We start from the raw sequence: 23,795 nt of genomic DNA on the forward strand, positions 1-23,795 counted from the left end.
GCGACACCAGCAGGGCCCGGGAGGGCCACCACGACGACCCCGTCGGGGTCGATAGACAATGGAAGACACGGCAAAGTACCTGATTCACGCGACGTTCACGGCGGACGGCGTGGTCGAGCGCAGCGACGTCGTCGGCGCGATCTTCGGGCAGACCGAAGGGTTGCTCGGCGAGGAGCTCGACCTCCGGGAGTTACAGCAATCGTCGAAGGTCGGTCGCATCGACGTCGAGGTCGACGTCACGCGCGGCCAGGCCGAGGGGACGATAACCATCGCGAGCGGCCTGGATAGGGTCGCGACCGCGACGCTCGCAGCGAGTTTGGAGACGCTCACGCGCATCGGGCCGTGCCAGGCGCGCTGCGAGGTGAGCGACATCGAGGACGTGCGCGCCGCCAAGCGCCGGCGGGTCGTCGAGCGCGCGAAGGAACTCCTGAACACGGCGTTCGACGATTCGGTGATGTCGAGCGACGAGATACTCCAGGAGGTCCGCGAGCACGTGCGCGTCGAGGACGTCACGGAGTACGAGGGCCTGCCCGCAGGGCCGCGCGTCGCGGACAGCGACGCGATCATCGTCGTCGAGGGGCGCTCGGACGTCCTCCAACTGTTGAAGTACGGTATCAAGAACGCGGTCGCGGTCGAGGGGACGAACGTCCCCGAGGTGATCGCGGACCTGACCGCGGAACGGACGGTGACGGCGTTCCTCGACGGCGACCGCGGCGGCGACCTCATCCTCCGCGAGCTCGCGGACGTCGGCGACGTGGACTACGTCGCGCTGGCGCCCGAGGACAAGTCCGTGGAGGACCTCGCGCACCACGAGGTGTTCGAGGCGCTCCGCGAGAAGGTGCCGTACGCGACGGTCGCGGGCGCGAGCGACCCGCGTGCGGCGGTCGCGGCGACCGACGGGAGTGCGACGCCGGCACCCGAGTCCGCGAACGCCGACGCCACACCGAGTGACGGGCGGGCGGAGGCGACCTCGGAGACGGCGGCGACGCCGGGCGTCGAGTCCACCGTCGAGTCGAACGGTGGCGCGGCCGACGACGGCGGGTCGGGCGCGAACGCCGCCGGCGGCCGCGCGACGACCTCGCCAGGAGGCGACGCGGACGCGGACGCGGTGTCGGCGGACGCGGACGCCGGCACGGTGCCGGACGACGCTGGCGCCGACGACGAGCAGGTGCCAGCGGACACCGACGCGAGCGATTCACAGACCGCCAGGGACGGTGACGCCGACGCGAGCGACGAGACGCCGGTCCCCCCCGAGGAGGCCGCGGACGCCGAATCGCCGACGTCGCTTCGCGGACACGTGAGCGCGGTCGTCGGCGAGCACACGGGGACCGTTCGGTTGCTCGACGGCGAGTACGCGGTGCAGGCGGACGCGAGCGCCGCCGACGCGTTCGAACTGCTCCGTGACGCGGCGGTGGACCCGCACGCGGTCGTCCTCGACGGCGAACTCGACCAGAAGGTCCTGGACGTCGCCGCGCAGCGCGGCGTCGACCACGTCGTCGCCGCCGAACTCGGCGACTTCGTGAAACGACCGACGAGCGTCCGCGTCCGGACCGCAGCCGACCTCGCGGTCTGAGGCGGTCGCCGCGGGTTAGCGGTCGTCGACCGCGACGAACGTCGCGTGCCCGTCCTGGTCGACGGTTATCCGGTAGCCTTCGTACGTGAACGTCACCTGCACCTGCGCGCTCGGCGCGGGTGGCTCCTCGAAGAGGTCGTCGACGACGTGCCCGAACGTCTCCCAAGTGCTCGCGAGCGACTCGACGTCTCGCCCTGAGAGGGCCGCGACGTGCTCGACTATCTGGGTCGCCGGTTCCGCGCCGTCGACGTCGAGTTCTCGATGCACGATGTGTTCGCCCGGCGGGCGCTCCATCATCACCTGAGACGTTATTGCAGGAATCTGATAAGCTCGTTGGCTTCGTACACATGCAGCGCTGGCGGCCGATCGACCACGAGCGAGTCAGTCGAGGTCGACCGTCATCCGGAGGCCGTCGCCGCTCTCGTAGCGATCCGGCCGGCGTTCCGCGACCGCGAACCCAAGGGACTCGTAGAGCGAGCGCGCGCGGTCGTTGTCGGCGGCGACCTCGAGTTCCGCGCGGTCGACGCCGCGCGCGCGCAGTTCCGCGAGACAGCGCGAGAGGAGGTCGCGGCCGTGCCCGCGGCCGCGGTGTTCGGGCGCGACCGCGAGCTCGGAGACGTACCCGGTGTCGTACGCGTGCACGTACCCGACGGGCTGGCCGGACGCCGAGGCCCCCGGCGGCGTCCACGCGCCCGCGGGAACGGCGACGAGCGTGATGCCACCGGGGAGGCCGTCAGCGAACAGGTCATCGACGGGCTCGGGGAGCAGCGACTGGAGGGCGCGCACGAGCGGGACGTCACTCGGCGTCGCCTCGCGAACGGGCATGTCAGGAGAGCGCGAGTGCGACGTCGAGCGCGAGGACGGCGAGCGCGCCGCCGACGAGCGCGCCGACGAGCGTCGCGAGGAAGTTCACGCCCTGGTTCCCGACGAAGTCGTCCTCGATGGTCGCACCGAGGACGCTGTCCGCGGTCATCCCGGCGACGCCCGCGACGAACACGACACCGGCACCAGCGGTGTCGACCGCCGGGAAGAGCGCGTACGCGACCGCGGCGACGAGCGCCGCACCGACGAACCCAGCGAGCTCGCCCTGCCACGTGATGGCGCCGTCCGTCCCCGGCTCGACGCGCGCGCCCGTCGTCACGAGCCGCGGGTTGTCGTACACGGCACCGATCTCGCTGGAGAGCGTGTCGCTCATCGCGGTCGCGAGACTCCCGACGAACGCGAACAGGTACACCTCCTCGGCGAGCGGCACGTACCCGGGTTCGACCGCGGCGTACCCGACGACCGCCGCGAGCGCGACCGCGGAGTTCCCGAGGACGTTCCCGCTCCCTCGCGCGCCCTCGTTGTCCTCCGCGACGCCGCGCTCGGCCTTCTCCTCGTACTTGAACTTCGTCGACAGCCCGCCGACCCCGTAGAACGCGATGAGGACCGCGAACCACTCCAGGCCGCCGAGGACGATGGTCAGCAACCCGAGCAGGACGCCCGTGAGCATCCCGGGGACGCTCGCGGTCTCCAGGTAGTACGAGACGTACCCGAACGCGACCGTGACGCCGACCGCGAGCGCGACCTCCCCGGGGACGGGCTCGCGGACGAGGTCGCCGAGGAACCAGAGCGTGAGCGCGACCGACCAGAGCACGAGCGGGTCGTCGCGCTCGAACAACGCGGCGCGAACGAGTGCACCCATGACGGCGCCGGCGACCGCCAGGAACGCGAGCTCGGGGAGCTGCACGCCGATGGACAGCGCCGGTTCGCGACTGACCGCGAACGCGGCACCGGCGACGAACGCGACCGACCCGCCCGCGGCGAACCCGGCGCTCGCCGCGAACGGGTCCGGGTACCGTTGCTTGACCGCCTCGCTCGTGAGGTTCCCCCACGCGACCAGGAGGACAGTCCCGACGAACACCGGGAGCGGGAGCGCGGCGATCACCCAGAGGATGCCCAGGCCGGTGGCGGCGAGCGTGAAGCCGATGAGGCCGTAGAGGCGGTCTTCCTCGCGGTCACCGGGGCGGGCGAACAGCTCGAACAGCGGCCCCTCGTCGACGGCGGCGGTGAACGCGAGCACGACCGCCGGGATGGCGACCGCGAGCCGGCCGACGACGGGGACGGCGAGCACGAGCGACCCGACGAGCGCGAACGCGCCCGCTCGCCGAACGGTCCGATTCACGCGCCGTCGTTTTCCCGGACGTTACTTACCTGTTCCGAACGCGCCGGCGGGCCCGAACCCCGGCCGGTCCGGGTGGTCGACGGGGTCGGCGGACCGCCGGGATACGAAAGCATTACTTGCCGGCGGGCGACGACTCCGGTATGGCCCTGGAGACGCCGCCGTTGCGCGACCGTCACGCCGAGGCCGGCGCGAAGTTCACCGAGTTCGGCGGCTGGGACATGCCCGTCGAGTTCGACGGTATCCGCGTCGAGCACGAGGCCGTCCGGTCGAGCGCGGGCATCTTCGACGTCTCGCACATGAGCGAGATCGAGGTGTCCGGGCCGGACGCCGAACGACTCATGCAGCGCTTGACATCGAACGACGTCACCGCACTCGATGCGGGTGACGCGCAGTACTCGACGATCACGGACGGCGAGGGCGACATCATCGACGACACCGTCGTCTACCGGCTGCCCGAGACCGACGACGAGACCGGCGACAGCGACGACGGGACTGGCGATAGCGACGACGCGTCGTTCCTGTTCGTCCCGAACGCCGGGCACGCCGAGCAGATGCACGACCGGTGGACCGAGCACCGCGACGAGTGGGACCTGGACGCGACCGTCTACGATGCGACGTACGACTACGGGATGTTCGCCGTGCAGGGGCCCGAGGCGGTCGGGCACGTCGACGACGCGGCGGACGTGAACGTCGAGGACATCTCGCGGTTCAGCGCGACGTGGGCGACGGTCGCCGGCGTCGAGTGCCTCGTCGCTCGCACCGGGTACACGGGCGAGGACGGCGTGGAACTCGTCGTCCCGTGGAATCGCGCGCCCGAGGTGTGGGCGGCGTTCGCCGAGGAGCGAGACGTCCAGCGCTGCGGGCTCGGGTCGCGCGACACGCTCCGGCTCGAAGCGGGCCTCCTCCTCTCGGGGCAGGACTTCGACCACGACTCGAACCCGCGGAACCCCTACGAGGCCGGTATCGGGTTCACCGTCAAGCTCGACACCGAGTTCGTCGGCCGCGACGCCCTCGAGGCCGCGAAGGCGGAGGGCGTCGACGAGAAACTCGTCGGGTTCACGCTCGTCGACCGCGGCGTCCCCCGGCACGGCTACGACGTCACGGACACCGACGACCTCGTCGTCGGCGAGGTGACGAGCGGGACGATGAGTCCGACGCTCGACGAGCCCATCGGCCTCGCGTACGTCTCGACCGAGTACACGGACCCGGGCACCACGCTACGCGTCGTGGTGCGCGGGGACTCGAAGAAAGCACGCGTCGAATCACTCCCCTTCTACGAACGATGAGCTTCAACATCCCAGACGACCGGCAGTACATGGAATCGCACGAGTACGCGGCCCGCGACGGCGACACGGTCCGCGTCGGCATCAGTGACTTCGCGCAGGACGAACTCGGCGACGTCGTCTTCGTCGAACTCCCGGACGTCGGCGATTCGGTGACCCACGACGAGGCGTTCGGCGTCGTCGAATCCATCAAAGCAGTCAGCGACCTCTACGCGCCCGTCAGCGGCGAAGTGACGGCAGTAAACGAGGACCTGTTCGACGCCCCCGAACTCGTGAACGACGACCCCTACGGCGACGGCTGGATGCTCGAAATCGAGATGAGCGACGAGAGCGAACTCGACGAACTCCTCACGGCCGAGGAGTACGACGACCAGATCGCCTGAGTCGCGGCCGACTCACCTTCAAGGAGATTCACGACGGAACGGAAAGTTACACTTATTTACGATTGTGTTGTCTAAGAACTAAATCGATATCGTTCGGGTGGCAAAGATGGCGCTTTCATTTGGATTGGAAACAATACAAGCAATCGGGATATTCCTGAGACAACCGTTGCACATATTGCCACCCGAGCATCCGCGATCGAGCATCAGGAGGAGGTGGTTTCGCATCCACTCGGGTATGCCAAACTGACTATCATTTCCAGGGATTCCAACGGGCCGGGAACTGCTGATAATACAGAGGATGGTTCCATTACAACAAGCACTGGTAGCCTAGTAGATCGCAACCCAGACTCAGACTCGCCGTCCACTCAGGGACATGAATGGTGTAGAATCAATGGTTGTATCGGGAACCCTATGACATGGAAGCGCGCAATTGAATTTGTCCTGATACATGTGGGGTCAGAAAAGTTGTAGAAATCAAAAAGTCACATCTGAAAAATGCTGGATGGGATAATCCTGACAATGCCTGTGATACTTATGCACCCGGAACCGGAAACTACCTTCCATTGACGGAGGACGGTGAAGGCGATTACTGGCGTGACGTATAAATAGTCGACATGGATATCCTGAACCCCCGAGAGATGAGTATGAAAGGTATCCTCTGGACAGGCTTACTCATCGCCTTCGCGATCTCTACGCTTGTATCCCGGGGTGAAACAATTGCACCTCTCTTCTTAGCAGGAGGGCTGTTAATCTCACTTCTCGTGGTTCTAATCTCATCTGTGGCTGATGTGGAGCAACTTTGGACACGCTACGCTTCCTCCTCAACTCCTCGTCGAATGGCCGTCTTGGGGGTTTTCGCTATCGTATATATAGGGGCTGTAAGCGTAATATCGCCTGATTTCAGCAGTGCAACGAGTCTGTTTCTGGGAAACCTAATAAGCATCTTAGCATATGAAATAGTAGCAGCCCTATTGTACAGTTGATTCAGTAAATCGTCCGTGAATGGGACCAGTCTCCTGCACTGGACTTCACCGCGAGCGCTCTGGGTCGCCGTGCAGCAGCATGTCGCTGAACATCTCTTCGAACGCGGCGGCGTCTATCTCTTCGACCACTTCAGTTCGGGGTTCGCCGTCGGTGATCCCGAGTTCGTCGACCATGCTGTAGCCGCGCGTGAGGCCTTCGCGTTCGTCGACGTCGACGTGGTACGTGTTCGACCCCGTGACGAGGTCGGGTTCGAGCATGCAGGCGACGGTGACGGAGTCGGGTTGGGTGGTGGCGTCGACGCCGAGGCGCTCCTTCGAGAACTCCCGCGGGTGCTCCGTTATCGTGGTGAAGAATTCGGCGTACTCGCTGTCGGACTCCTCGAACACGGCGAGTTCGTCGCCTTCGAGCATCGCCTGCCGGACGGTGAGCCCCCAGTCGACGAGCGTGACGTCGAGTTCGTTCAGGACGACCTTCGCGGCGTCGGGGTCCACCCAGAAGTTGTACTCGGCGCTCGGCGTGTCGTTCCCGAGCGTGTTCACCGCGCCACCCATCACCCAGACGTCGTCCAGTAGTCGTCCGAGTTCGGGCTCGCGGCGGAGCGCGAGCGCGACGTTCGTGAGCGGGCCGATGCAGACGAGCGTCACCTCTCCGGGGTGCGTGCGCGCAGCGTCGACGATGGCGTCCGGGCCGTAGCCGTCCGCGCTCGGGATACCGGTGTCCGGGTAGATCTCGCCGCCGAGGCCGCCGTCGCCGTGGATGTGGTCGACGTGCTCGTGGTCCTTCACGAGCGGCGTCCGCGCGCCCTCGTAGACCGGGACGTCGTCGCCCTTTCCGGCGAGCTGGAGGGTGTACTTGGCGTTCGCGACCTGGTGGTCGAACTCGACGTTCCCCGCGACGATGGTGAGCGCTTCGATGGTGACGCTGTCGGCGAGCGCGGCCATGAGGATGGCCATCGTGTCGTCCCCCGCGGTGTCCGTGTCGAGGAGTACGCGACGTGTCATGCTCGGGTCGTGGGAGAGGGGGAGCATAACGGCATCGTCACGCGCCTCGGTCCGCCGTCGGGGCGGGTTCGCCCGACGAGTCGGGAACGCTCTTTGTCTCGGGGGGCGTCGAGGGGGTATGAGCAGGGTGGCGAGTTTCGGGAGCGTGAACGTCGACCACGTCCGGTACTGCGATAGCGGGTGGCTCGACGACGCCGCCGCGGAGTACGCGTGGTTCCCGGAACCGGGGGAGACGGTGGCGGTCGAGTCCGTGCCAGTGGACTTCGCGGAGGCGTTCCACGAGACGTTCCTCGGCGGTAAGGGCGCGAATCAGGCAGTTGCCGCGGCGAGTGCGGGCGCGGACGCGGCGTTCCTCGGTGCGGTCGGCGTGGACGCGAGCGAGCACGCGGTCCGCGAACAGCTCGCCTCGCGCGGCGTCGACGTCTCCGGCGTCGAGGAGGCGCCGGGGCCGACGGGCGCGGCGTACGTCGCGGTGGACGAGGGGACGGGCGAGAACCACATCGCGATCGTCGCGGGCGCGAACGGCTGGATGGACCGTGCCGCCGCGCGCCGCCACGCCGAGGCGCTCCGGACGGCGGACTGCGTCGTCGTCCAGAACGAACTCCCGGCGGACGCGCTCCTCGGCGCGCTCGACGTCCTCGCGCGACACCACGAGGAGACGGGGACGCGACCAGTGGTCGTGTACGACCCGTCGCCGGCGGACGAGCACGCCGCGCGCGTGCTCGGCCACGAGTGCGTGGACGTCGTCACGCCGAACGACGGCGAGTACGCGCGCCTCCGGGAGGGTATCGAGAGCTTCGACGGGGTCGTGGTACGCACGCGAGGTGCGGACGGCGTCACCGTCACCCCCGGAACTCGCGGGCTCTGGACGAGCGAGGCGTTCGAGCGGCGGCCACCGGGGGTCGACCCCGTCGATACCACGGGCGCGGGCGACGTCTTCGACGGGTTCCTCGCGGCCGAGCTCGCGCACGACACCGCGATGCCTCACGCCGTCGAGATGGCGACGACCGCGGCTGCACTCTCCACGACGACCGAGGGCGTCCAGACCGCGGTCCCGGACCGCGAGCGCGTCCGCGCGCACCTCGCCTGAACCGCCGTCGCGGTGGAGCGGCTGCCCCGGAGTCGGGCGTCGAGCGTGCCGCGAGCGGTGTCGAGGCGAGCGCGGCAACAATCGCGGATAGTATGCAGGAACGAACCTATCGAAGGGAACGAACCACCGATTCTACCCACGTCCGTGCATACTCCAGGGGCCGGAACCGTACCGCTCATGTGGGAGGGGTCCGAATCGCCGGCAGAGAACCGATACCGTCGGTCACCCGTCGCGTCGCTCGACCCCGGGCGTCGCGGCCGGCACGCGACCATCATCCACCCCACGCATGACACCAGCCACACACCAGGAGGTCGTCGACGTATGAACGGACGAGACACCAGCGGAACGCCGTACGCGCCCCACGGTGACGCGGAGACGCGGACGATGCTCGACGCGGTCGGCGTCGACAGCGAGGAGGACCTGTTCGACATCCCCGACAGCGTCCGGTTCGACGGCGACTTCGGCATCGACGCGCGCACAGAACGCGAGATCCGCGCGGAGATGGCCGACGAACTCGCGAAGAACCGCGACCTCGTCGAACTCCTCGGGCGCGGGCACTACGACTACTACGTCCCGAGCGCCATCGACCACCTCGCGGACCGCTCGGAGTTCCTCACGAGCTACACGCAATACCAGCCCGAGGTCACGCAGGGGTTCCTGCAGGCGCTGTTCGAGTACCAGAGCCTCCTCGTCGAACTCACCGGCCTGGGTATCGCGAACTGCTCGATGTACGACGCCGCGACCGCGCTCGGCGAAGCGGCGACGCTCGCCGAACGCCTCCGCGCGACCTCCGGGACGCGCGTGCTCGTCCCCGATCACCTCGAATCCGGGCGTCGGGAGGTGCTCGGGAACTACGTCGCCGGCACCGATCTCGTCGTCGAGTCGTACGCCATGGACGACGGGAACGCCGACCTCGCCGACCTGCAGGACCGCGTCGACGACGAGACCGTGATGGTGTACGCGGAGACGCCGACCGTCCGGGGCTGCATCGAGGAGAACCTGGACGCCGTCGGTGACCTCGCGGACGACGACGACGCGCTGTTCGTCCTCGGGAGCGACCCCGTGTCGCTCGCGCTCCTCGAAGAGCCCGCGAGCGTCGGCGCGGACGTCGTCGTCGGCTCCGCGAGCGCGCTCGGCCTCCCGCAGAGCTACGGGATGGACCTCGGGCTGTTCGCGTGCCGCGAGGACTTCGTCCGCCAGGTCCCCGGCCGCCTCGTCGGCGCGAGCACGGACGCCGACGGCACCAGGACGTACACGCTCACGCTCCAGACGCGCGAGCAGCACATCCGCCGGGAGCGCGCGACGTCGAACATCTGCACGAACCAGGCGTGGGTCGCCCTCCGCGCCGCGATGCACGCGACTGGCCTCGGCGCGGACGGGCTCGCGGACCTCGCGAAGCGCGACGTCGCGGACGCCCGAGACCTCGCCGCCCGCGTCGACGACGTCAAGGGCGTGCAGGCACCCCATCACGGCCGCCATCACCTCCGCGAGTTCGTCGCGCACACCGACCAGCCCGCGCCCGCCATCGGCGACGACCTCGTCGACGAGGGCTACGCCGTCCACGTCCTCGACGAACACCACGTCCAGCTGTGTACGGTCGGCACCACCGAATCCGAGCGCGACGACTTCGTCGACGCGCTCACGGAGGTGGCACGATGAACGGCCCCGAGGACGCCGACGACGGCGGACGCGACGGGACCGACGACGCGAGCGCCGACGGGTTCCACTTCGACCAGGCGCGGTGGTCCGACGGCGACCGCCACGAACCCCTGAGTTCGGAGAAGCGAACGACGGAAGCGGACTACGACGACAGTCCGCTCCCCGACGACCTCACGCGCGACGAACTCGAGCTACCGAAGCTCGAAGAGCCGGACCTCGTCCGGCACTACACCCGGCTCTCCGAGATGAACTACGGCATCGACAGCGGCCCCTACCCCCTCGGGTCGTGTACGATGAAGTACAATCCGGCGTTCACCGAGGACGTCGCCGCGGACCCGAACGGCCTCGTCCACCCGGACCGGCCCGTGGAGGCAGTGCAGGGCACGCTCTCCGTGCTGCACTCGCTCCAGGATTACCTCGCGCGCATCGGCGGGATGGACGCCGTCACGCTCCATCCGCCCGCGGGCGCCGCGGGCGAGTTCACGGGCGTCCTCGTCGCGGACGCCTATCACGAGGCGAACGGCGAGGACCGCTCGGAGATCATCGTCCCCGAGAGCGCGCACGGCACGAACTTCGCGAGCGCCGCCCTCGCCGGGTTCGACGTCGTCAGCCTCCCCGGCGGCGAGGACGGCCGCGTTGACCTCGAAGCGCTCGAGGAGGCACTCGGCGACGACACCGCGCTCCTGATGCTCACGAACCCGAACACGCTCGGGCTCTTCGAGCGCGACATCGAGCAGGTCGCGGACATGGTGCACGACGCCGGCGGCCTCCTGTACTACGACGGCGCGAACCTGAACGCCCTCCTCGGTCGCGGACGCCCCGGCGACATGGGCTTCGACGTCATGCACTACAACGTCCACAAGACGTTCGCAACGCCCCACGGCGGCGGCGGCCCCGGCGCCGGCCCCGTCGGCGTCGTCGACGAACTCGCGGAGTTCCTCCCGGACCCGCAGGTCGTCGAAGCACCCGACGAGAGCCCGCTCCACTACGAGTTCGAGACCCCCGAGCACTCGGTCGGGAAGGTCCACGGGAAGTACGGGAACTGGCTCGTGCTCGCGAAAGCGTACGCGTACATCGCGCGCCTCGGCGACGACGGCCTCAGCGACGCGAGCGCGAAGGCCGTCCTGAACGCGAACTACCTCGCGAGCCAGGTCGAGTACGACGTCCCCTACGGGCCGTTCCACCACGAGTTCGTCGCGAGCGCCGGCGACCAGGACGCCGCGGACGTCGCGAAACGCATGCTCGACTACGGCGTGCACCCGCCGACGACGAAGTGGCCGGAGATCGTGAGCGAAGCGCTCATGACCGAACCCACGGAGATAGAGGGCAAGCGCACGCTCGACCAGCTCGCTCGCGCGTTCAACGAGGTCGCGAGCGAGGACGACGAGACGCTCGCTGCCGCGCCCGAGCGCACGACCGCGGCGCGCATCGACCAGACCGAGGCCGCCCGCGACCTCCGCCTCAGCTGGCGCGCACTCGACGACTAAGGCGACCAGCCCCCGTTCTCGCCGATTCAGTCGCTCGCGAGCGACGGCGCTAGCGCTCGACGGTCGACGACTCGCAGAGGAGAGACCGTCAGTACTCAGGCTTCGGACGTGTCGACCTCGCCGTTGACCTGGACGAACCCGTAGTCGCAGTCCGGGCAGTGCCACTTGACCTTCGTCCCGAGGTGCAGCGTCGTGCTCGCTGCTCTGTAGAAGACGCGGTCGTCGTCGCAGTCCGGGCAGTAGTGCTCTAGCTCGAGGCTCATACCTGGGGGTTTCCGGGTCGCGCAGTTGAACGTACCGATTTCGAGGACGCAACGGCGCGTCCGAACGCCATCCCATAAACCACTGTTCGCTATAGTAAATCGGTTCGCTCGGCTTGGAGGCGTGCGCTCCCAGACGGCCGCGAGCGGCGCACGCGGTCCGGTTCTCGGGGATAGCGGCAGCCGAATCCGTGGGAACGATGCGGTCGCCCTGACTGTGCAGGTGAAAACCCGATTTGAGGAAGCGCGGGAATGAAGTACCAGCGATTCGAGATGTCAGATGTGCCCACCGCCCAGTCCTCCACCGACCACGTCACGCCGACACGCCTCGCGAGCGCAACCGCCGCCCTCCTCGGCATCGCACTCGCGAGCTACGGCGGCTACACCCAGTACACCATCACCGCCCAGGTCGCCGCCGGCGTCTGCGACGGCTGCACTCCCTGGCATCCACTGTTCGTCGTCGCACCGCTCCTCGTCGGCGTCACCCTCCTCTCCGCCGGCTCCTACGCGTTCGCGAAGACCACGTGCTGACGAGCGTCGAGTCGACTCGAAAGCGACGGCATCGACGGTCGTGGTTCATCGTGGGCGCCGCGCCGAGAGGAACTCGTCGACGTGCTCGAACAGCCCATCGACCACCGCGTCGGTCGTGTACGGATTCAGGAGGACGGCGCGCAACCACTTGCGCTCGCGGTACGTCGGCAGTGAGACGAACACGTCCGCGTCCTCCAAGAGCGAAACCTGGAGTGCGTCGTTCAGGGCGTCGTACTCGCTCGAATCGCACCAGTCAGGTGCCGCCCGGAAGCAGACGACGTTCAGCTCCGGGTCCGTTGCCAACGCCAGTTCCTCGCGGGCCGCGACGCCGTCGCGGACCAGCGCGGTGAGGCGATAGCTCTCCTCGACGAGCGCAGCGAGCCCGCTCCGCCCGAGATGCTGGAACGTCAACCAGAGCTTGAGGACGTCCGCATGTCGCGTTCCCTGGACGGAGAGCTCGCCGAGGTTCCGGCGTTGCTCGCCCGCTCGCATGTATGGTGCGCCGATCCGGAAGTCGGTGTCCAGCACTTCGCGGTCCGCGAAAAGGACCATCGCGCACGTCTTGGCGACGTAACACCACTTCTGTGGGTTGAACGTCACCGAATCCGCTCGTTCGATGCCGTCGAGGAGCCCCCGGTCGTCGTCGGCGAACGCGAGCGCGCCACCGTACGCGGCGTCCACATGGAACCACAGGTCGTGGCGGGCAGCCACGGTCGCGAGTTCGTCGAGCGGGTCGACGTTCCCGGTCGTGGTCGTGCCAGCGGTTGCGACGACGCAGAACGGTCGCTTCCCGACTTCGCTCGCACGCGCGATGGCGTCTTCGAGTGCCGCGGGGCGCATCCGGCCGTGCTCGTCGGTTTCGACGGGAACGATGGCGTCGCTGCCGAGACCGAGGAGCATCGCGCTCTTCTGGAGCGACGTGTGCGCTGCCGCGGACGCGAACGCGACAGGCCTGTCGCTGGTGGCGGCGAGCCCCGAGTCGGCGACGTCGAACGCTCGGTTCCGTGCGACGGCGAGCGCCTGGAGGTTCGCGAGACTCCCACCGCTGGTCATGACGCCGCCCGCGTCCGCGCCGAGTCCGAACGCTGTGGCGACCAGGGCCGTCAACTCGGCTTCGAGTTCGGTGAACACCGGCGACATCTCGGCGCTCAGCATGTTGTTGTTGACTGCGGCGGCGACGAGGTCGCCGAGGACGGACGCGGTCGTCGGCATCGTATCCATGTGCCCGATGTACCCGGGATGTGCGGGGTTCATCGACCCGTCGACGATGCCTTCGAGTGCGTCCTTGAGGGCTGCCGCGTCGCGCGGGTCGTCCGGAACGTCGACGGCCGGTGGTGTCGGGTCGGCTGGTAGCGGCGGTCGGTCCTCGGCGGCGGCGAGCTGGTCGAGGAGTTGGTCGAGGACGTCCGTCGCCATCGACCGGACGGCCGCGGCGTTCGCGCCGCTCGGGTCGACGAACGCGGCGTCGGGGAGCGAGGAGCGGTCCATACGCCGGCTTCGCTCGGATGGCTGATAAGCGGTTCCGCACCCACGACCACGGATTCTGTATCGCGCGTAGTGGTTTATCGCACGTGTTCCGGGCGATAGTTAAGTGCAAGCGGGCCCGACGACGATGCATGAAGATATACACCGGTCGTGGCGACGACGGGATGACCGACCTGCGGGACATGAGTCGGGTGTCGAAGACGAGTCCGCGCATCGAGGCGTACGGGACCGTCGACGAACTGAACGCGCTCATCGGGACGGTTCGGCCGACGGGTCACGACGACGTCGACGAGATACTGGAGGGCGTCCAGAATCACCTGCACGTCGTGCAGGCGGACTTCGCGAACCCCGACCCCGACGAGGACGACCCGCGCGTGCGCGAAGCGCACGTGGACGAGATAGAGGACTGGATCGACGCGTTCGAGGAGGAACTCGACCCGCTGGAGTCGTTCATCCTCCCGACGGGGTCCGAGAAGGGCTCGCGGTTGCATCACGCCCGGACGGTGTGTCGGCGCGCGGAACGCCGTGCCGTGGAGTTCGCCGCGGGCGACCCGGTGAACGCGGAGGCGATCCAGTACCTGAACCGGCTGTCGGACGGCCTCTTCACGTGGGCGCGCGTGGTGAACAAACGCGACGGCGTCCGCGAGGAGAATCCGACGTACTGACCGCGGTCGACAATTCGTGGGCGAGCGGCGTTCTCAGGCGCGTTCGTAGACGACCATGCCACCTTGTTCGCGGCGCGTCACCTCGCCGCGAGCTTCGAGCACGTCCAGGTGCCCGACCGCCTCGCTCATCCCGCTGAATTGCTCGGTCGCGGGCAAGTCCTCGAAGAGGCCGTTCATCACGTCGACCGCGGTCGTCGGGCCGTCGAGGAGCCCGATGACGGTCTCGGTGCGGTCCTCGTGTGCGGCGAGTATCTCGTCGATACGTCCGGCGGGGTCGTCGATCACCTCGCGGTGTCCGGGGAGCATGCGGTCGTAGTCGGCGTCGCGGAGGCGGGCGAGTGCGTCGTTGAACGCGGGGAGGATGCGCGGGCGCTCGTCGTGGTGGTCCATCGGCGGCTGGAGGAGTGGGTTCGGCGTGATGTCGGGGAGGACGTTGTCGCCGACGATGACGCGTCGTTCGTCGTCGTGGTCGTACGCGAACGTGAGTTCGCCGGGGGCGTGCCCGGTCGTGGTACCGACGTCGAGGGTGGCCCCGTCGACGGTGACGGTGTCGCCGGCGTCGAGGACGCGGTCGGTGTCGACGTCGGGGGCGTACTCGACGAAGGCTTCGGGGAGGTCGGTGACGGTTCTGGCGGTGGACTCGGCCATGCCGTGTCGCTGGAAGAACTCCTGGAAGAACTCCTGTTCGTACGCGAGTCGTGCTTCGAACCCGCCGATGATGTGGGCGGCGGGCGCGCTCGCGAGGACGCGCGCGCCGCGCTCGCGGAAGCGTTTCGCGAGCCCGAAGTGGTCCGGGTGGGGGTGCGTGACGAGTACCTGTTCGAAGTCCTCGGGGTCGAGGTCGTGTGCGTCGAGTTCGGTGAGGAGCTTCGACCAGGCCTCCTCGCTCGCTGGGCCCGGGTCGACGATGGTCTGCCCGGCGACGTAGGCGTTGACCGGGCCGACCTGGAAGGGAGTCGGGATAGAGAGTCGTTCGAACACGCGAGTGGCGTACGCGACGGTGCTGGTAAACGGTTTTGGGTGAAGCAGGAGTGAGCCGTGCCGCGGCGGTGCCGCGTGATGCCCACGGCTCTGTCGTGGGTCGTCGGTCACGAGGCGACGACCCGGTGGTTGGGACAGACGGTTCGCGTGGCGGGGTTCGCCCGCCGCCACGATTTTAGGTATGCCTAAATCATTGGTAAAGGTGCCGATTTCGGGTTGCCTAAAACGGGAGTGATGGCGGGCGACAGATTCTTGTCCTATCCAATCCAACAGTATTGTATGAACAAGCACTTCGAAGACGCCCGATACTACCTGAAGCGAGCCGGTGAGCACGCCTCCGCCGGCATCAAGGAGGAGCTCGAGCCCGTCGTCGAGCGCGTGAACGAGCTGCGCGGCGTCGAACCCGAGCCCGAGCCGTCGCGGGTCGAGAAGCTCCAGTCGGACCTGAAGGAGATCGAGCAGCGCGCGGAGGGCGAGGCGCGCGAGCGCATCGTCGAAGCCCGCGAGAAGGTCGCCGCGTACCGCGACCGCACCGAGCAATCCGCCTGAGGAACGGAACCCTTTAGTTCACCAACCGGGTACCCACGAGTGCCTGGGTTGGTGGTCTAGCCAGGTTATGACGGCTCCTTCACACGGAGCAGGCCGGCGGTTCGAATCCGCCCCAACCCACTTCTTGCTGCACAAGAGCGAGGAGCGCTAGCGACGAGCGTGTGCAGTAAGAATGGTTCTGTGCGGATTCGAACCCTACGAGTCGCAGCGCCCGAGCGAAGCGAGGGCGACCGTCTCGTTCCGGTTCGAATCCGCCCCGACTCGCTTTCTGTGTGAAAACGTGGTGGTGTTGTGGTGAGCGTGGGTGTCGGTGGTTCGGTGGTGGTGGGGTTCTGGGTGCGCGTGTTGGTGTTTTGGTGAGGTATCGGTGGGGTGGGTTGGGAGGGGGAGTGTCGGGTATATAGATGGTCGAGTGTGGTGTGCTGGCATGGGTGTTGGTTGCTGTGGGTTGACTGGTTGGGTAGGTTGCTGGCGGTCGGTTGGGTGTGGTTCGGGTGGCGTGTCGCCTGTTGTGTCGCACGGCTAGCGGTCGGTCCGGTGACCGGTTTCGTGCGTTCTGCGCCGTGTTCGTCGTGGTATCCGGGTGTATCGGCGGATCGGCCGTCGACCGCCTCGAGAATACGTATTCCTATATATCGATATGTTCAGTATGGAAGTTCTGTAGGTGGCTATAGGGATATTAGCAACCGCTTTAGTAGGAATCCGTCTTCCTAGTCGTAATGGCGGAAGACCCGGAGCGGTATCCCGGCAGGGCATCGCGGCGTGAATTCATCGCCACGGCGGGCGTCGTCGGGGTGGCGGCGACGGCGGGTTGCATGGGTGACTCGCTGCGTGGGGCGCGACGCGCGGAGGGTGCGTCGACCTCGACGTCGACCTCGACCGAGTCGGCCAGCGACGGTGAGTCCGGCGGCGGGTCGAGCGGCCCGCGCACGTTGACGTCTGGTGGGTCGTCGACGGTGTACCCGATCATGAACTCGGGCGGGTCGTACTGGAACGCGAACCGGCCGGCGAGCGACTCCGAGTACTGGCCCCACGGCGAGTACGGTATCGAGACGGAGAAGAATCTCGCGGATTACTGGGCTGGCCTGTACGGGTTCGAGCCGAGCGGCGACGGGAAGCCGCCGTTCCGGTTCACGGTCGCACTCAGTCACTCGGGGACGGGCGTCGAGAAGGTGATGAGCGAGCAGATAGACATCGGGAACTCCTCGGGGAACGTCGAGGACGAGCTCCCGGACCGCGAGTCCTACGAGAAGTTCACGGATCACGTCGTCGGCGTCGACGGCCAGCCCCTCGTCGTCTCCGAGGAGATCGCTGACGCTGGCGTCACCGAGATCACTGGCCAGGAGCTCAAGGACCTCTACAAGGGCCGCATCACGAACTGGACCGAGCTCGGTGGCCCAGACAGGGACATTCAGGTGCTCGGGCGCGTCAAGGGCTCCGGGACGCGGACGAGTTTCGTCGCGAACGTCTTCGGGAACCCCGAGGAGGACACCTCGGTGGCGAATCGCTTCGGGCAGAACCAGCGGCTCGCGGAGGCGATCGCGCAGGCCGACAACGCCATCAGTTACCTGGCGTTGACGTTCATCGACACCGACGGCGTCGCGCCCATCGCGCTGAACTGGGAGGGGACGACGTACAGCTATCAGGACGACCAGAACGGCCTCGACTCGAAGGCCTACCCCCTGAGTCGCGACCTGCACGCGTACACGTGGGACGGCACGAGCAAGCAGGAGGCGGCGTTCCTGCGGATGCTCCTGAGTGACTTCGGGCAGGACACGTTCGTGAAGCCGAACAACTACTTCGCGCTCGGGAAACGCCGGCAGGAGACCCAGCTCGGGAAGCTCCCCGAGCCGACGAACTGACGCGACTGCGGGTGGACCGGAGGACAGGCAGTCGAACGACGCGACAGACCCCACAAGATACGAAATGTCCAGTAACTTCATGTCGAACGCTCGCACAACACTCCTCGGCCAGGACGCGTCGGAGGGCGCGCTCCTCACGGTCGGTTCGGCGGCGCTCTTGCTCGTCGCGACCGTGGGCGTGTTCCTCGTCGCGCCGGCGCTCGCACTCCCGACGTTCGTGCTGTTCGGGCTGACGACCGTGGTGTCGTGGGTGAGGCATCAGGCGGAGACCGCGCGGTTGTTGACGCTCGTCGCGACCGTGTCGACGGTGCTGACGGTGACGTTCATCACGGTGTACTTGTTCGCGAGCGCGTTCCCGGCGGTCGGCGAACACGGCCTCGGGTTGTTCCTGATTCCGGTGGTCGACGGGAACGTCCGGTGGTTCTTCTGGCTGGACGCGGTCCTCCCGTCGGGCGAGACGTACTGGAATCCGCTCTCGGGCGCGTACTCGCTGATCCCGACCATCTGGGCGACGGTCATCGTGACGACGATATCGGCGTTCGTCGCCGGGCCGCTCGGGTTGTTCGGCGCACTGTTCATCAGCGAGGTCGCGAGTGACGGCGTGCGCGAGGTCGTCAAGCCCGCCGTCGAGGTGCTCGCTGGGATTCCGTCCATCGTGTACGGGTTCATCGGGTTCCAGGTGCTGAACGGGTTCATCCAGACGTCGTTCCTCGACGACGGCGCGTCGTTCCTCATCGCGGGGCTCGTCGTCGGCCTGATGGCGCTCCCGACGGTCGTGTCGGTCGCGGAGGACGCGCTGTCGAGCGTCCCGCGGTCGATGAAGGACGGCTCGGTCGCGATGGGCGCGACGCAGTGGCAGACGATGAAGTCCATCTCGATACCGGCGGCGTTCTCGGGAATCTCTGCGGGTCTCATCCTCGGGCTCGGGCGCGCGATCGGTGAGACGATGGCGGTCGCCGCCATCATGGCGGCGGGCGTCGGGTTGTCGAACCCGCTGTTCGACGTGTTCGACGCGGGCGCGACGCTAACGAGCCTCATCGCGACGAACTACGGGAGTGCGTCCGAGAGCACGATCGACGTGCTGTTCGTCGCGGGCGTCATCCTGTTCGTCATCGTCGCCGGGATGAGCGTCCTCTCGCAGTTCATCGAGCGCCGGATGAAGGAGAAGCTGCGGGGGCAAGCATGAGTGACGCGTACGCTCGCGACACGACGCTCGTCGGCGCGGACTCTCGATTGTACGACCGCGCGCTCGACGGCGTCATCTCGCTGACGGTCGTCGGGTTCGCGCTCGCGCTCCTGTCGCTCGTCCAGGTCGTCGGGCTCGCGGCGAGCGGCCCGGCCCTCGGCGAGTTCCTGCTCGCCTTGACTGCGGTCACGGCCGGTGGCGTCGGCGCCGTCGCCGCGTTCTCGTGGGCGAACGTCGTCCCAATCACGTCCGAGCGCCTGCGTGGCGTCGCCGGTGGCTTGCTCGTGTCCACGGTCCTGCTGACCGGGGTCGCGTACGCGTCCGCGGTGACGCTCGCGGCGCTCCTCGGCTGGCTGCTCGTCGTCGAGTCGGTCGTGGTGGTCGCCGCGGGCGCGGCGAGCCGGTTCGGGGTCGTGGAGACGACGCCGGACGCGAGCGCGGGCCTGCTCGCCGGCGGCGCGTTCGGCGTCGTCGGCCTGGGCGTCGGCGCGGGCGTCGGCGGGTCGCTCGTCGGGTTCGACTCGCTGGCGTGGGTCGCCGTCGCCGTCGTCGTGGGCGTCGCGCTCCTCGTGCTGACGGTCGTCGCTCGCGAGGACGTCGGGTCGACGGTCCCCGCTGGCCTCGTCGTCGCCGTGCTCGGCGGGACGGTCGCGTCCGCCGCCATCGGCGTCGGCTGGCAGTGGAACCCCGACGTCGTCTCCGGCGGGTTCACGGGCGGCGTCGTCGTCCCGATATTCGTCCTGACGGGGTCGCTCCTGTCGGCGTGGTCCGCGGCGAAGGCCCGCGAGGGGTTCGGCGCGCAAGGCCGCCAGTACGGGACGTTCCTCGTCATCAACCTGAACGCGCTCCTGATGCTCGCCGTGATGGCGGCCATCGTCGTGTTCGTGACGCTGAAGGGCGTCGGGTACGCGTTCCACGGGTTCAGTATCGGCGCGGCGTCGGCGTTCATCGCGACGCTCCCGTTGCTGGCGCTCGCCGCGCATCGCGCGAGCCAGCCGGCTGGCACGGAGGAGTGGCGCGGCGGCGCCAGGCAACTCCTGCGGGTGCTCCCGGTTTCGGCGGTCGGTGCGCTCTCCGCGCTGTTCGCGTACGTGGTCGTGACCGGACGAGCGCTCGCGTACGACTTCACGTACACGGTGCAGGTGAACCGCCAGCCGGAGGTCCTGGATACGAGCGTCTCGGTGACGCGCTCGCTCGTCGTCGGGTCGCCGCTCGTGCTCGTCGCGAGCGTCGCGCTGCTCGCGTACTTCTTCCGGCGGTACGGGAGCCTCGAGAACGTCGGCGAGGACCTCCCGGTCGTCGGGCAAGTCCGGAAAGCGCTCCCGCTGGTCGTCGGTGCACTCGTGGTGCTCGCGGGCGCGTTCGGTATCTTCGGCGCGAACCCGTTCGGGGTGACCGCGCTCGGCGGAACAGTGGCGTACTGGATCGTGGTCGTCGCCGCGGTCGCCGCGATGGCGCTCGCGCTCGCGCCGCTCGCCGGCGTGCTCGCCGGCGGTGACCCGCGGAACGTCAGCGAGCGCGCGGTCGGCGTCGCCCCGCTGTTCGTCGTCGGCGCGTTCGGCGGGCTGTCGGTCCTGCTCGCGACCGCGTTCCTCGAATCGACCGCGCGGACGGTCCCGAACGTCGCTGGCGTCCCGGTGGTGGCGTTCGCGGCGTTCGTCGCCGCCGCGGGCTTCCTCGCGACCGCCGCCCTCCTCGCGCTCGGACGGGGGAACGTCGAGGAGACCATCACCAGCCGATTGGTCGGTGAGGAGGTGACGCTCTCGCTCGCCGCGGCTGCTGGGTTCGTCGGCGTGCTCGGCGCGCACGTCGCCGGGACGGGCGTTCCGTTCCGCGTCGGGCCGTTCGCGGTCGCGACGCAGGGGTCGCTCTCGTGGCCGATGGCGATGCAGGCGTACATCCCGCTGGGTGCCGAACCCGGCGGCATCCTCCCCGCCATCGTGGGAACGGTGTGGCTGGTCGTCGGCGCGACCGCGTTCGCGGTCCCGCTCGGGCTCGGCGCCGCCGTGTTCCTCACGGAGTACGCCGAGCAGGGGAACTTCACGAACCTCGTGGAGATCGCGACGAACGCGCTCTGGAGCACGCCCAGCATCGTCTTCGGGCTGTTCGGCGCGGCGTTCCTCATCCCGCGGCTGGGCGGCGACGAGTCGCTGCTCGCGGGGATGCTCGTCCTCGGGTTCATGCTCCTCCCGCTCGTCCTCATCACGAGTCGCGAGGCCATCAAGGCGGTCCCGGACGAGTACCGGGACGCGAGCGCGGCGCTTGGCGTGGACCAGTGGACGACCATCCGGAGCGTCGTCATTCCGGCGGCGATGCCCGGGGTCATCACGGGCGTCATCCTCGGCGTCGGCCGGATCGCGGGCGAGACCGCGCCGCTCATCCTCGTCCTCGGCTCCACCCTCAACTCGACGGAGGCCGTGGACGTCATCGGCGGGTTCCGGTTCGTCGCGCAGCCGCCGTTCGTCGTGAACGAGGCGCTCACGGCGGCGTCGGCGTCGCTGCCGACGCAGGTGTGGGCGGTCATCGCGGCTGGCGTGAGCGGGTCGCCGTCCATGGGGTGGGCGAGCGCGTTCATCCTCCTGATGGTCGTGCTCTCGTTCTACGCGGTCGGCATCACGGCGCGAACGATCTTCCGGCGGAAACTCGACTATGAGTAAGCAAGAATCAGACTTCGGCGACGACAGCACAGGCATCGAGAGCGCGGGCACGCAGTCCTCGGCGTCGACGACGGTCGCGGGCGAGACCGCCGAGGAGACCCGCGAGGAGTGGACGGAGTTCGAGTTCGAGGGCGACGCGAAGTTGAGCGTCGAGGACCTGAACGTGTGGTACGGCGACGACCACGCACTGAAGGACGTCTCCATGGACATTCCGGAGAACTCGGTGACGGCGCTCATCGGGCCGTCTGGGTGTGGGAAGTCGACGTACCTGCGGTGCCTGAACCGGATGAACGACCGCATCAAGGCCGCCCGCATCGAAGGGTCGGTCGAACTCGGCGGGACGGAGATCTACGACGCGAACGCGAACCTCGTCGAACTCCGCAAACGCATCGGGATGGTGTTCCAGGCGCCGAACCCGTTCCCGAAGAGCATCAAGGAGAACATCTCCTACGGGCCGCGCAAGCACGGCGACATCGACACCGGCCTGCTCGCCAGGCTCTTCGGGCGCGACGACACCGAGGAGGAGTTGGAGCTCGTCGAGCGCGCGCTCAAGCAGGCGGCGCTCTGGGACGAGGTCTCGGACCGGCTCGACGACAACGCCCTCGGCCTCTCGGGCGGGCAACAGCAGCGGCTCTGCATCGCTCGCGCGCTCGCCGTCGACCCGGAGGTCATCCTCATGGACGAACCCGCGAGCGCACTGGACCCCATCGCCACCTCGAAGATCGAGGACCTCGTCGACGAACTCTCGAAGGAGTACACGGTCGTCATCGTCACCCACAACATGCAGCAGGCCGCCCGCATCTCGGACCAGACCGCGGTATTCCTCACCGGCGGGGAACTCGTCGAGTACGACGACACCGACAAGATCTTCGAGAACCCCGAGAGCCAGCGCGTCGAGGACTACATCACCGGCAAGTTCGGGTAATTCGACTCCATCACCCGTAAGTTCGGGTGACGTCTCGGCCGAAGACGGCGTCGCGGAGCGGGCGAGGGAAGCTGTAAGGCCGATTTGACTGTTCGGTGGTTTGATGTTTCTGTCTCGTGGAGGTGTGCGTATGGTGAAGTCGACAGACGAGCCCTCCAGTAGCGACGACTCGCCGCTGTCCGCGCTCGACGCGCCGGTCACGCCCGCCGATGGCGTCGACCGACTCCTCGGTGCCGGCGGCCGCGCCCGAGACGCGTTCCCGACGACGCGCGTCGTCCACGGCCTGTTCGGTCGTCGCGCATCGATATCGGTCACCCTGGTAGTCCTCGCCGGCGTCCTCGCCGTCGGCAGCGCCCAACACGTGTTCGCGACCGTCGGGTACGGCACGATCGAATCGTGGGCGTACGGGACGTGGACGGGCACGAACCCGGAACCGCTCGTGTTCCTCGGCGTCGCCGCACTCCTCGCGCTCGCGGCCGCGAGCGCCGCCGTGAACTCCGGGCTGGTCCCGACGACCGCACTCGTCGCCGCGCCCGTGTACGGCGTCGCTTTCACGCGCTACGGGACCAGCGAGACCTTCTCCAGGTTCGGCCCAGACGTCGTCTCGCTCCCCGAAGCAGCCGCGTTCGCCGCGTTCGTCGCCCTCCTCGCCGCCGTCCCCATCGCCGTTGTCGGGTTCGCAGTCGGAGTCGCGCTCCGCCGCGACCTCCCACTCCCACGGCCGACCGAGGAGTGATCGTCGCTTCACTCACCGTCTTCTCGCGGCCCTACCGACCGTCGCTTCACCCACTGTCTTCTCGCGGCCCTACCGACCGTCGCTTCACCCACTGTCTTCTCGCGGCCCTACCGACCGTCGCTTCACCCACTGTCTTCTCGCGGCCCTACCGGTAGGCTAGCAGCCTCGCGGGCTGACCGGTCGTCGACCACGATTGCCTATCGGCCTCGCGAACCGACCGGTGGTGGTTCGACCGACGTGCCATGAATGAGGTGGCGTAAATCGGATACCGCGATAGAGAATCCAAACGTGCGCGTCCCTGGGTCGGTGGACTGACGGAGGATTCGAGGACTGA

General features: G+C 68.1%; 22 protein-coding genes and 1 tRNA gene. 16 read left to right on the forward strand and 7 right to left on the reverse strand.

Translation table 11 applies throughout. The features are described from left to right. The first annotated feature begins 58 nt into the window (after positions 1-58). Positions 59-1,573, forward strand: coding sequence for a DNA primase DnaG (dnaG, locus tag ACZ48X_RS07675; RefSeq protein WP_336349703.1), 1,515 nt, complete (start codon positions 59-61; stop codon positions 1,571-1,573). Positions 1,574-1,588: 15 nt separating this feature from the next. On the opposite strand, the gene ACZ48X_RS07680 is transcribed toward dnaG, so the two are convergent. From ACZ48X_RS07680 to ACZ48X_RS07690, 3 genes are all read right to left on the reverse strand, one after another. Further along, positions 1,589-1,870, reverse strand: coding sequence for a HalOD1 output domain-containing protein (locus ACZ48X_RS07680; protein WP_336349702.1), 282 nt, complete (start codon positions 1,868-1,870; stop codon positions 1,589-1,591). An 84-nt stretch (positions 1,871-1,954) separates the two neighbouring features. Further along, complete coding sequence (locus ACZ48X_RS07685; RefSeq protein WP_336349701.1) at positions 1,955-2,398, reverse strand: GNAT family N-acetyltransferase; 444 nt, start codon at positions 2,396-2,398, stop codon at positions 1,955-1,957. A 1-nt stretch (position 2,399) separates the two neighbouring features. Further along, positions 2,400-3,737, reverse strand: coding sequence for a DUF92 domain-containing protein (locus ACZ48X_RS07690; protein WP_336349700.1), 1,338 nt, complete (start codon positions 3,735-3,737; stop codon positions 2,400-2,402). A 140-nt stretch (positions 3,738-3,877) separates the two neighbouring features. Between ACZ48X_RS07690 and gcvT the strand changes: the two genes are divergently transcribed. From gcvT to ACZ48X_RS07705, 3 genes are all read left to right on the forward strand, one after another. Next, positions 3,878-5,023, forward strand: coding sequence for a glycine cleavage system aminomethyltransferase GcvT (gene gcvT, locus ACZ48X_RS07695; RefSeq protein WP_336349699.1), 1,146 nt, complete (start codon positions 3,878-3,880; stop codon positions 5,021-5,023). Then, positions 5,020-5,403, forward strand: a complete 384-nt coding sequence (gene gcvH / locus ACZ48X_RS07700; RefSeq protein ID WP_336349698.1) for a glycine cleavage system protein GcvH — start codon at positions 5,020-5,022, stop codon at positions 5,401-5,403. Before gcvT ends, gcvH begins: the two co-directional genes overlap by 4 nt. Positions 5,404-6,017: 614 nt before the next feature. After that, on the forward strand, positions 6,018-6,386 hold the full coding sequence (locus ACZ48X_RS07705; protein WP_336349697.1) for a hypothetical protein: 369 nt from the start codon (positions 6,018-6,020) through the stop codon (positions 6,384-6,386). A gap of 45 nt (positions 6,387-6,431) precedes the next feature. Here the strand turns inward: ACZ48X_RS07705 and ACZ48X_RS07710 are convergent, their stop codons facing one another. Beyond that, positions 6,432-7,388, reverse strand: coding sequence for a nucleoside hydrolase (locus tag ACZ48X_RS07710; RefSeq protein ID WP_336349696.1), 957 nt, complete (start codon positions 7,386-7,388; stop codon positions 6,432-6,434). Positions 7,389-7,506: 118 nt separating this feature from the next. Here ACZ48X_RS07710 and ACZ48X_RS07715 point away from each other — a divergent pair, with 118 nt between their 5' ends. The 3 genes from ACZ48X_RS07715 to gcvPB all read left to right on the forward strand — a co-directional run bounded on the left by ACZ48X_RS07715 (position 7,507) and on the right by gcvPB (position 11,624). Next, complete coding sequence (locus ACZ48X_RS07715) at positions 7,507-8,478, forward strand: PfkB family carbohydrate kinase (protein ID WP_336349695.1); 972 nt, start codon at positions 7,507-7,509, stop codon at positions 8,476-8,478. 321 nt (positions 8,479-8,799) lie between these two features. After that, positions 8,800-10,137: an aminomethyl-transferring glycine dehydrogenase subunit GcvPA gene (gene gcvPA / locus ACZ48X_RS07720; RefSeq protein WP_336349694.1), complete on the forward strand. Its 1,338-nt coding sequence runs from the start codon at positions 8,800-8,802 to the stop codon at positions 10,135-10,137. Next, on the forward strand, positions 10,134-11,624 hold the full coding sequence (gene gcvPB / locus ACZ48X_RS07725) for an aminomethyl-transferring glycine dehydrogenase subunit GcvPB (protein WP_336349693.1): 1,491 nt from the start codon (positions 10,134-10,136) through the stop codon (positions 11,622-11,624). The genes gcvPA and gcvPB overlap by 4 nt, the downstream gene beginning before the upstream one ends. 95 nt (positions 11,625-11,719) lie before the next feature. Here gcvPB and ACZ48X_RS07730 read toward each other — a convergent pair whose 3' ends face one another. After that, entirely contained in the window at positions 11,720-11,887 is a 168-nt protein-coding gene (locus ACZ48X_RS07730) for a DUF7838 family putative zinc beta-ribbon protein (protein WP_336349692.1), read from the reverse strand. Between the two features lie 279 nt (positions 11,888-12,166). Between ACZ48X_RS07730 and ACZ48X_RS07735 the strand changes: the two genes are divergently transcribed. Further along, positions 12,167-12,415, forward strand: coding sequence for a hypothetical protein (locus ACZ48X_RS07735; RefSeq protein ID WP_464379843.1), 249 nt, complete (start codon positions 12,167-12,169; stop codon positions 12,413-12,415). A gap of 45 nt (positions 12,416-12,460) precedes the next feature. Here the strand turns inward: ACZ48X_RS07735 and ACZ48X_RS07740 are convergent, their stop codons facing one another. Beyond that, a complete protein-coding gene (locus tag ACZ48X_RS07740) occupies positions 12,461-13,903 on the reverse strand; it encodes a pyridoxal phosphate-dependent decarboxylase family protein (protein ID WP_336349690.1) in 1,443 nt (480 codons plus the stop codon). A gap of 128 nt (positions 13,904-14,031) precedes the next feature. On the opposite strand from ACZ48X_RS07740, the gene ACZ48X_RS07745 reads away from it, so the two are divergent. Further along, positions 14,032-14,565, forward strand: a complete 534-nt coding sequence (locus tag ACZ48X_RS07745) for a cob(I)yrinic acid a,c-diamide adenosyltransferase (RefSeq protein WP_336349689.1) — start codon at positions 14,032-14,034, stop codon at positions 14,563-14,565. Between the two features lie 33 nt (positions 14,566-14,598). Here the strand turns inward: ACZ48X_RS07745 and ACZ48X_RS07750 are convergent, their stop codons facing one another. Continuing rightward, entirely contained in the window at positions 14,599-15,546 is a 948-nt protein-coding gene (locus ACZ48X_RS07750) for an MBL fold metallo-hydrolase (RefSeq protein ID WP_336349688.1), read from the reverse strand. A gap of 279 nt (positions 15,547-15,825) precedes the next feature. Between ACZ48X_RS07750 and ACZ48X_RS07755 the strand changes: the two genes are divergently transcribed. From ACZ48X_RS07755 to ACZ48X_RS07785, 7 genes are all read left to right on the forward strand, one after another. Next, positions 15,826-16,095: a DUF7553 family protein gene (locus tag ACZ48X_RS07755; RefSeq protein WP_336349687.1), complete on the forward strand. Its 270-nt coding sequence runs from the start codon at positions 15,826-15,828 to the stop codon at positions 16,093-16,095. A gap of 45 nt (positions 16,096-16,140) precedes the next feature. Further along, positions 16,141-16,215, forward strand: a tRNA-Val gene (locus tag ACZ48X_RS07760). Positions 16,216-16,814: 599 nt separating this feature from the next. Beyond that, a complete protein-coding gene (locus tag ACZ48X_RS07765) occupies positions 16,815-17,957 on the forward strand; it encodes a substrate-binding domain-containing protein (RefSeq protein WP_336349686.1) in 1,143 nt (380 codons plus the stop codon). Positions 17,958-18,036: 79 nt separating this feature from the next. Further along, the gene (gene pstC / locus ACZ48X_RS07770; protein WP_379762505.1) at positions 18,037-19,143 is read left to right on the forward strand and encodes a phosphate ABC transporter permease subunit PstC; all 1,107 of its coding nucleotides are present in this window, start codon (positions 18,037-18,039) and stop codon (positions 19,141-19,143) included. Then, complete coding sequence (gene pstA, locus ACZ48X_RS07775) at positions 19,140-21,800, forward strand: phosphate ABC transporter permease PstA (RefSeq protein ID WP_336349684.1); 2,661 nt, start codon at positions 19,140-19,142, stop codon at positions 21,798-21,800. Before pstC ends, pstA begins: the two co-directional genes overlap by 4 nt. Continuing rightward, positions 21,793-22,725 carry a phosphate ABC transporter ATP-binding protein PstB gene (gene pstB, locus ACZ48X_RS07780; protein WP_464379844.1) on the forward strand — a complete coding sequence of 311 codons (933 nt, stop codon included), beginning with the start codon at positions 21,793-21,795 and terminating at the stop codon, positions 22,723-22,725. Before pstA ends, pstB begins: the two co-directional genes overlap by 8 nt. 130 nt (positions 22,726-22,855) lie before the next feature. Beyond that, positions 22,856-23,461: a DUF8071 domain-containing protein gene (locus tag ACZ48X_RS07785; protein WP_336352253.1), complete on the forward strand. Its 606-nt coding sequence runs from the start codon at positions 22,856-22,858 to the stop codon at positions 23,459-23,461. Positions 23,462-23,795 lie beyond the last annotated feature (334 nt).

The sequence above is a fragment of the Halorubellus litoreus genome, assembly GCF_055378595.1.

Bases quoted from the DNA above. Each gene is read 5' to 3' on its own strand.
- dnaG (WP_336349703.1), top strand. From the start codon at position 59: ATGGAAGACACGGCAAAGTACCTGATTCACGCGACGTTCACGGCGGAC.
- ACZ48X_RS07680 (WP_336349702.1), bottom strand. From the start codon at position 1,870: ATGATGGAGCGCCCGCCGGGCGAACACATCGTGCATCGAGAACTCGAC.
- ACZ48X_RS07685 (WP_336349701.1), bottom strand. From the start codon at position 2,398: ATGCCCGTTCGCGAGGCGACGCCGAGTGACGTCCCGCTCGTGCGCGCC.
- gcvT (WP_336349699.1), top strand. From the start codon at position 3,878: ATGGCCCTGGAGACGCCGCCGTTGCGCGACCGTCACGCCGAGGCCGGC.
- gcvH (WP_336349698.1), top strand. From the start codon at position 5,020: ATGAGCTTCAACATCCCAGACGACCGGCAGTACATGGAATCGCACGAG.
- ACZ48X_RS07705 (WP_336349697.1), top strand. From the start codon at position 6,018: ATGGATATCCTGAACCCCCGAGAGATGAGTATGAAAGGTATCCTCTGG.
- ACZ48X_RS07710 (WP_336349696.1), bottom strand. From the start codon at position 7,388: ATGACACGTCGCGTACTCCTCGACACGGACACCGCGGGGGACGACACG.
- ACZ48X_RS07715 (WP_336349695.1), top strand. From the start codon at position 7,507: ATGAGCAGGGTGGCGAGTTTCGGGAGCGTGAACGTCGACCACGTCCGG.
- gcvPA (WP_336349694.1), top strand. From the start codon at position 8,800: ATGAACGGACGAGACACCAGCGGAACGCCGTACGCGCCCCACGGTGAC.
- gcvPB (WP_336349693.1), top strand. From the start codon at position 10,134: ATGAACGGCCCCGAGGACGCCGACGACGGCGGACGCGACGGGACCGAC.
- ACZ48X_RS07730 (WP_336349692.1), bottom strand. From the start codon at position 11,887: ATGAGCCTCGAGCTAGAGCACTACTGCCCGGACTGCGACGACGACCGC.
- ACZ48X_RS07740 (WP_336349690.1), bottom strand. From the start codon at position 13,903: ATGGACCGCTCCTCGCTCCCCGACGCCGCGTTCGTCGACCCGAGCGGC.
- ACZ48X_RS07745 (WP_336349689.1), top strand. From the start codon at position 14,032: ATGAAGATATACACCGGTCGTGGCGACGACGGGATGACCGACCTGCGG.
- ACZ48X_RS07755 (WP_336349687.1), top strand. From the start codon at position 15,826: ATGAACAAGCACTTCGAAGACGCCCGATACTACCTGAAGCGAGCCGGT.
- ACZ48X_RS07765 (WP_336349686.1), top strand. From the start codon at position 16,815: ATGGCGGAAGACCCGGAGCGGTATCCCGGCAGGGCATCGCGGCGTGAA.
- pstC (WP_379762505.1), top strand. From the start codon at position 18,037: ATGTCGAACGCTCGCACAACACTCCTCGGCCAGGACGCGTCGGAGGGC.
- pstA (WP_336349684.1), top strand. From the start codon at position 19,140: ATGAGTGACGCGTACGCTCGCGACACGACGCTCGTCGGCGCGGACTCT.
- pstB (WP_464379844.1), top strand. From the start codon at position 21,793: ATGAGTAAGCAAGAATCAGACTTCGGCGACGACAGCACAGGCATCGAG.
- ACZ48X_RS07785 (WP_336352253.1), top strand. From the start codon at position 22,856: ATGGTGAAGTCGACAGACGAGCCCTCCAGTAGCGACGACTCGCCGCTG.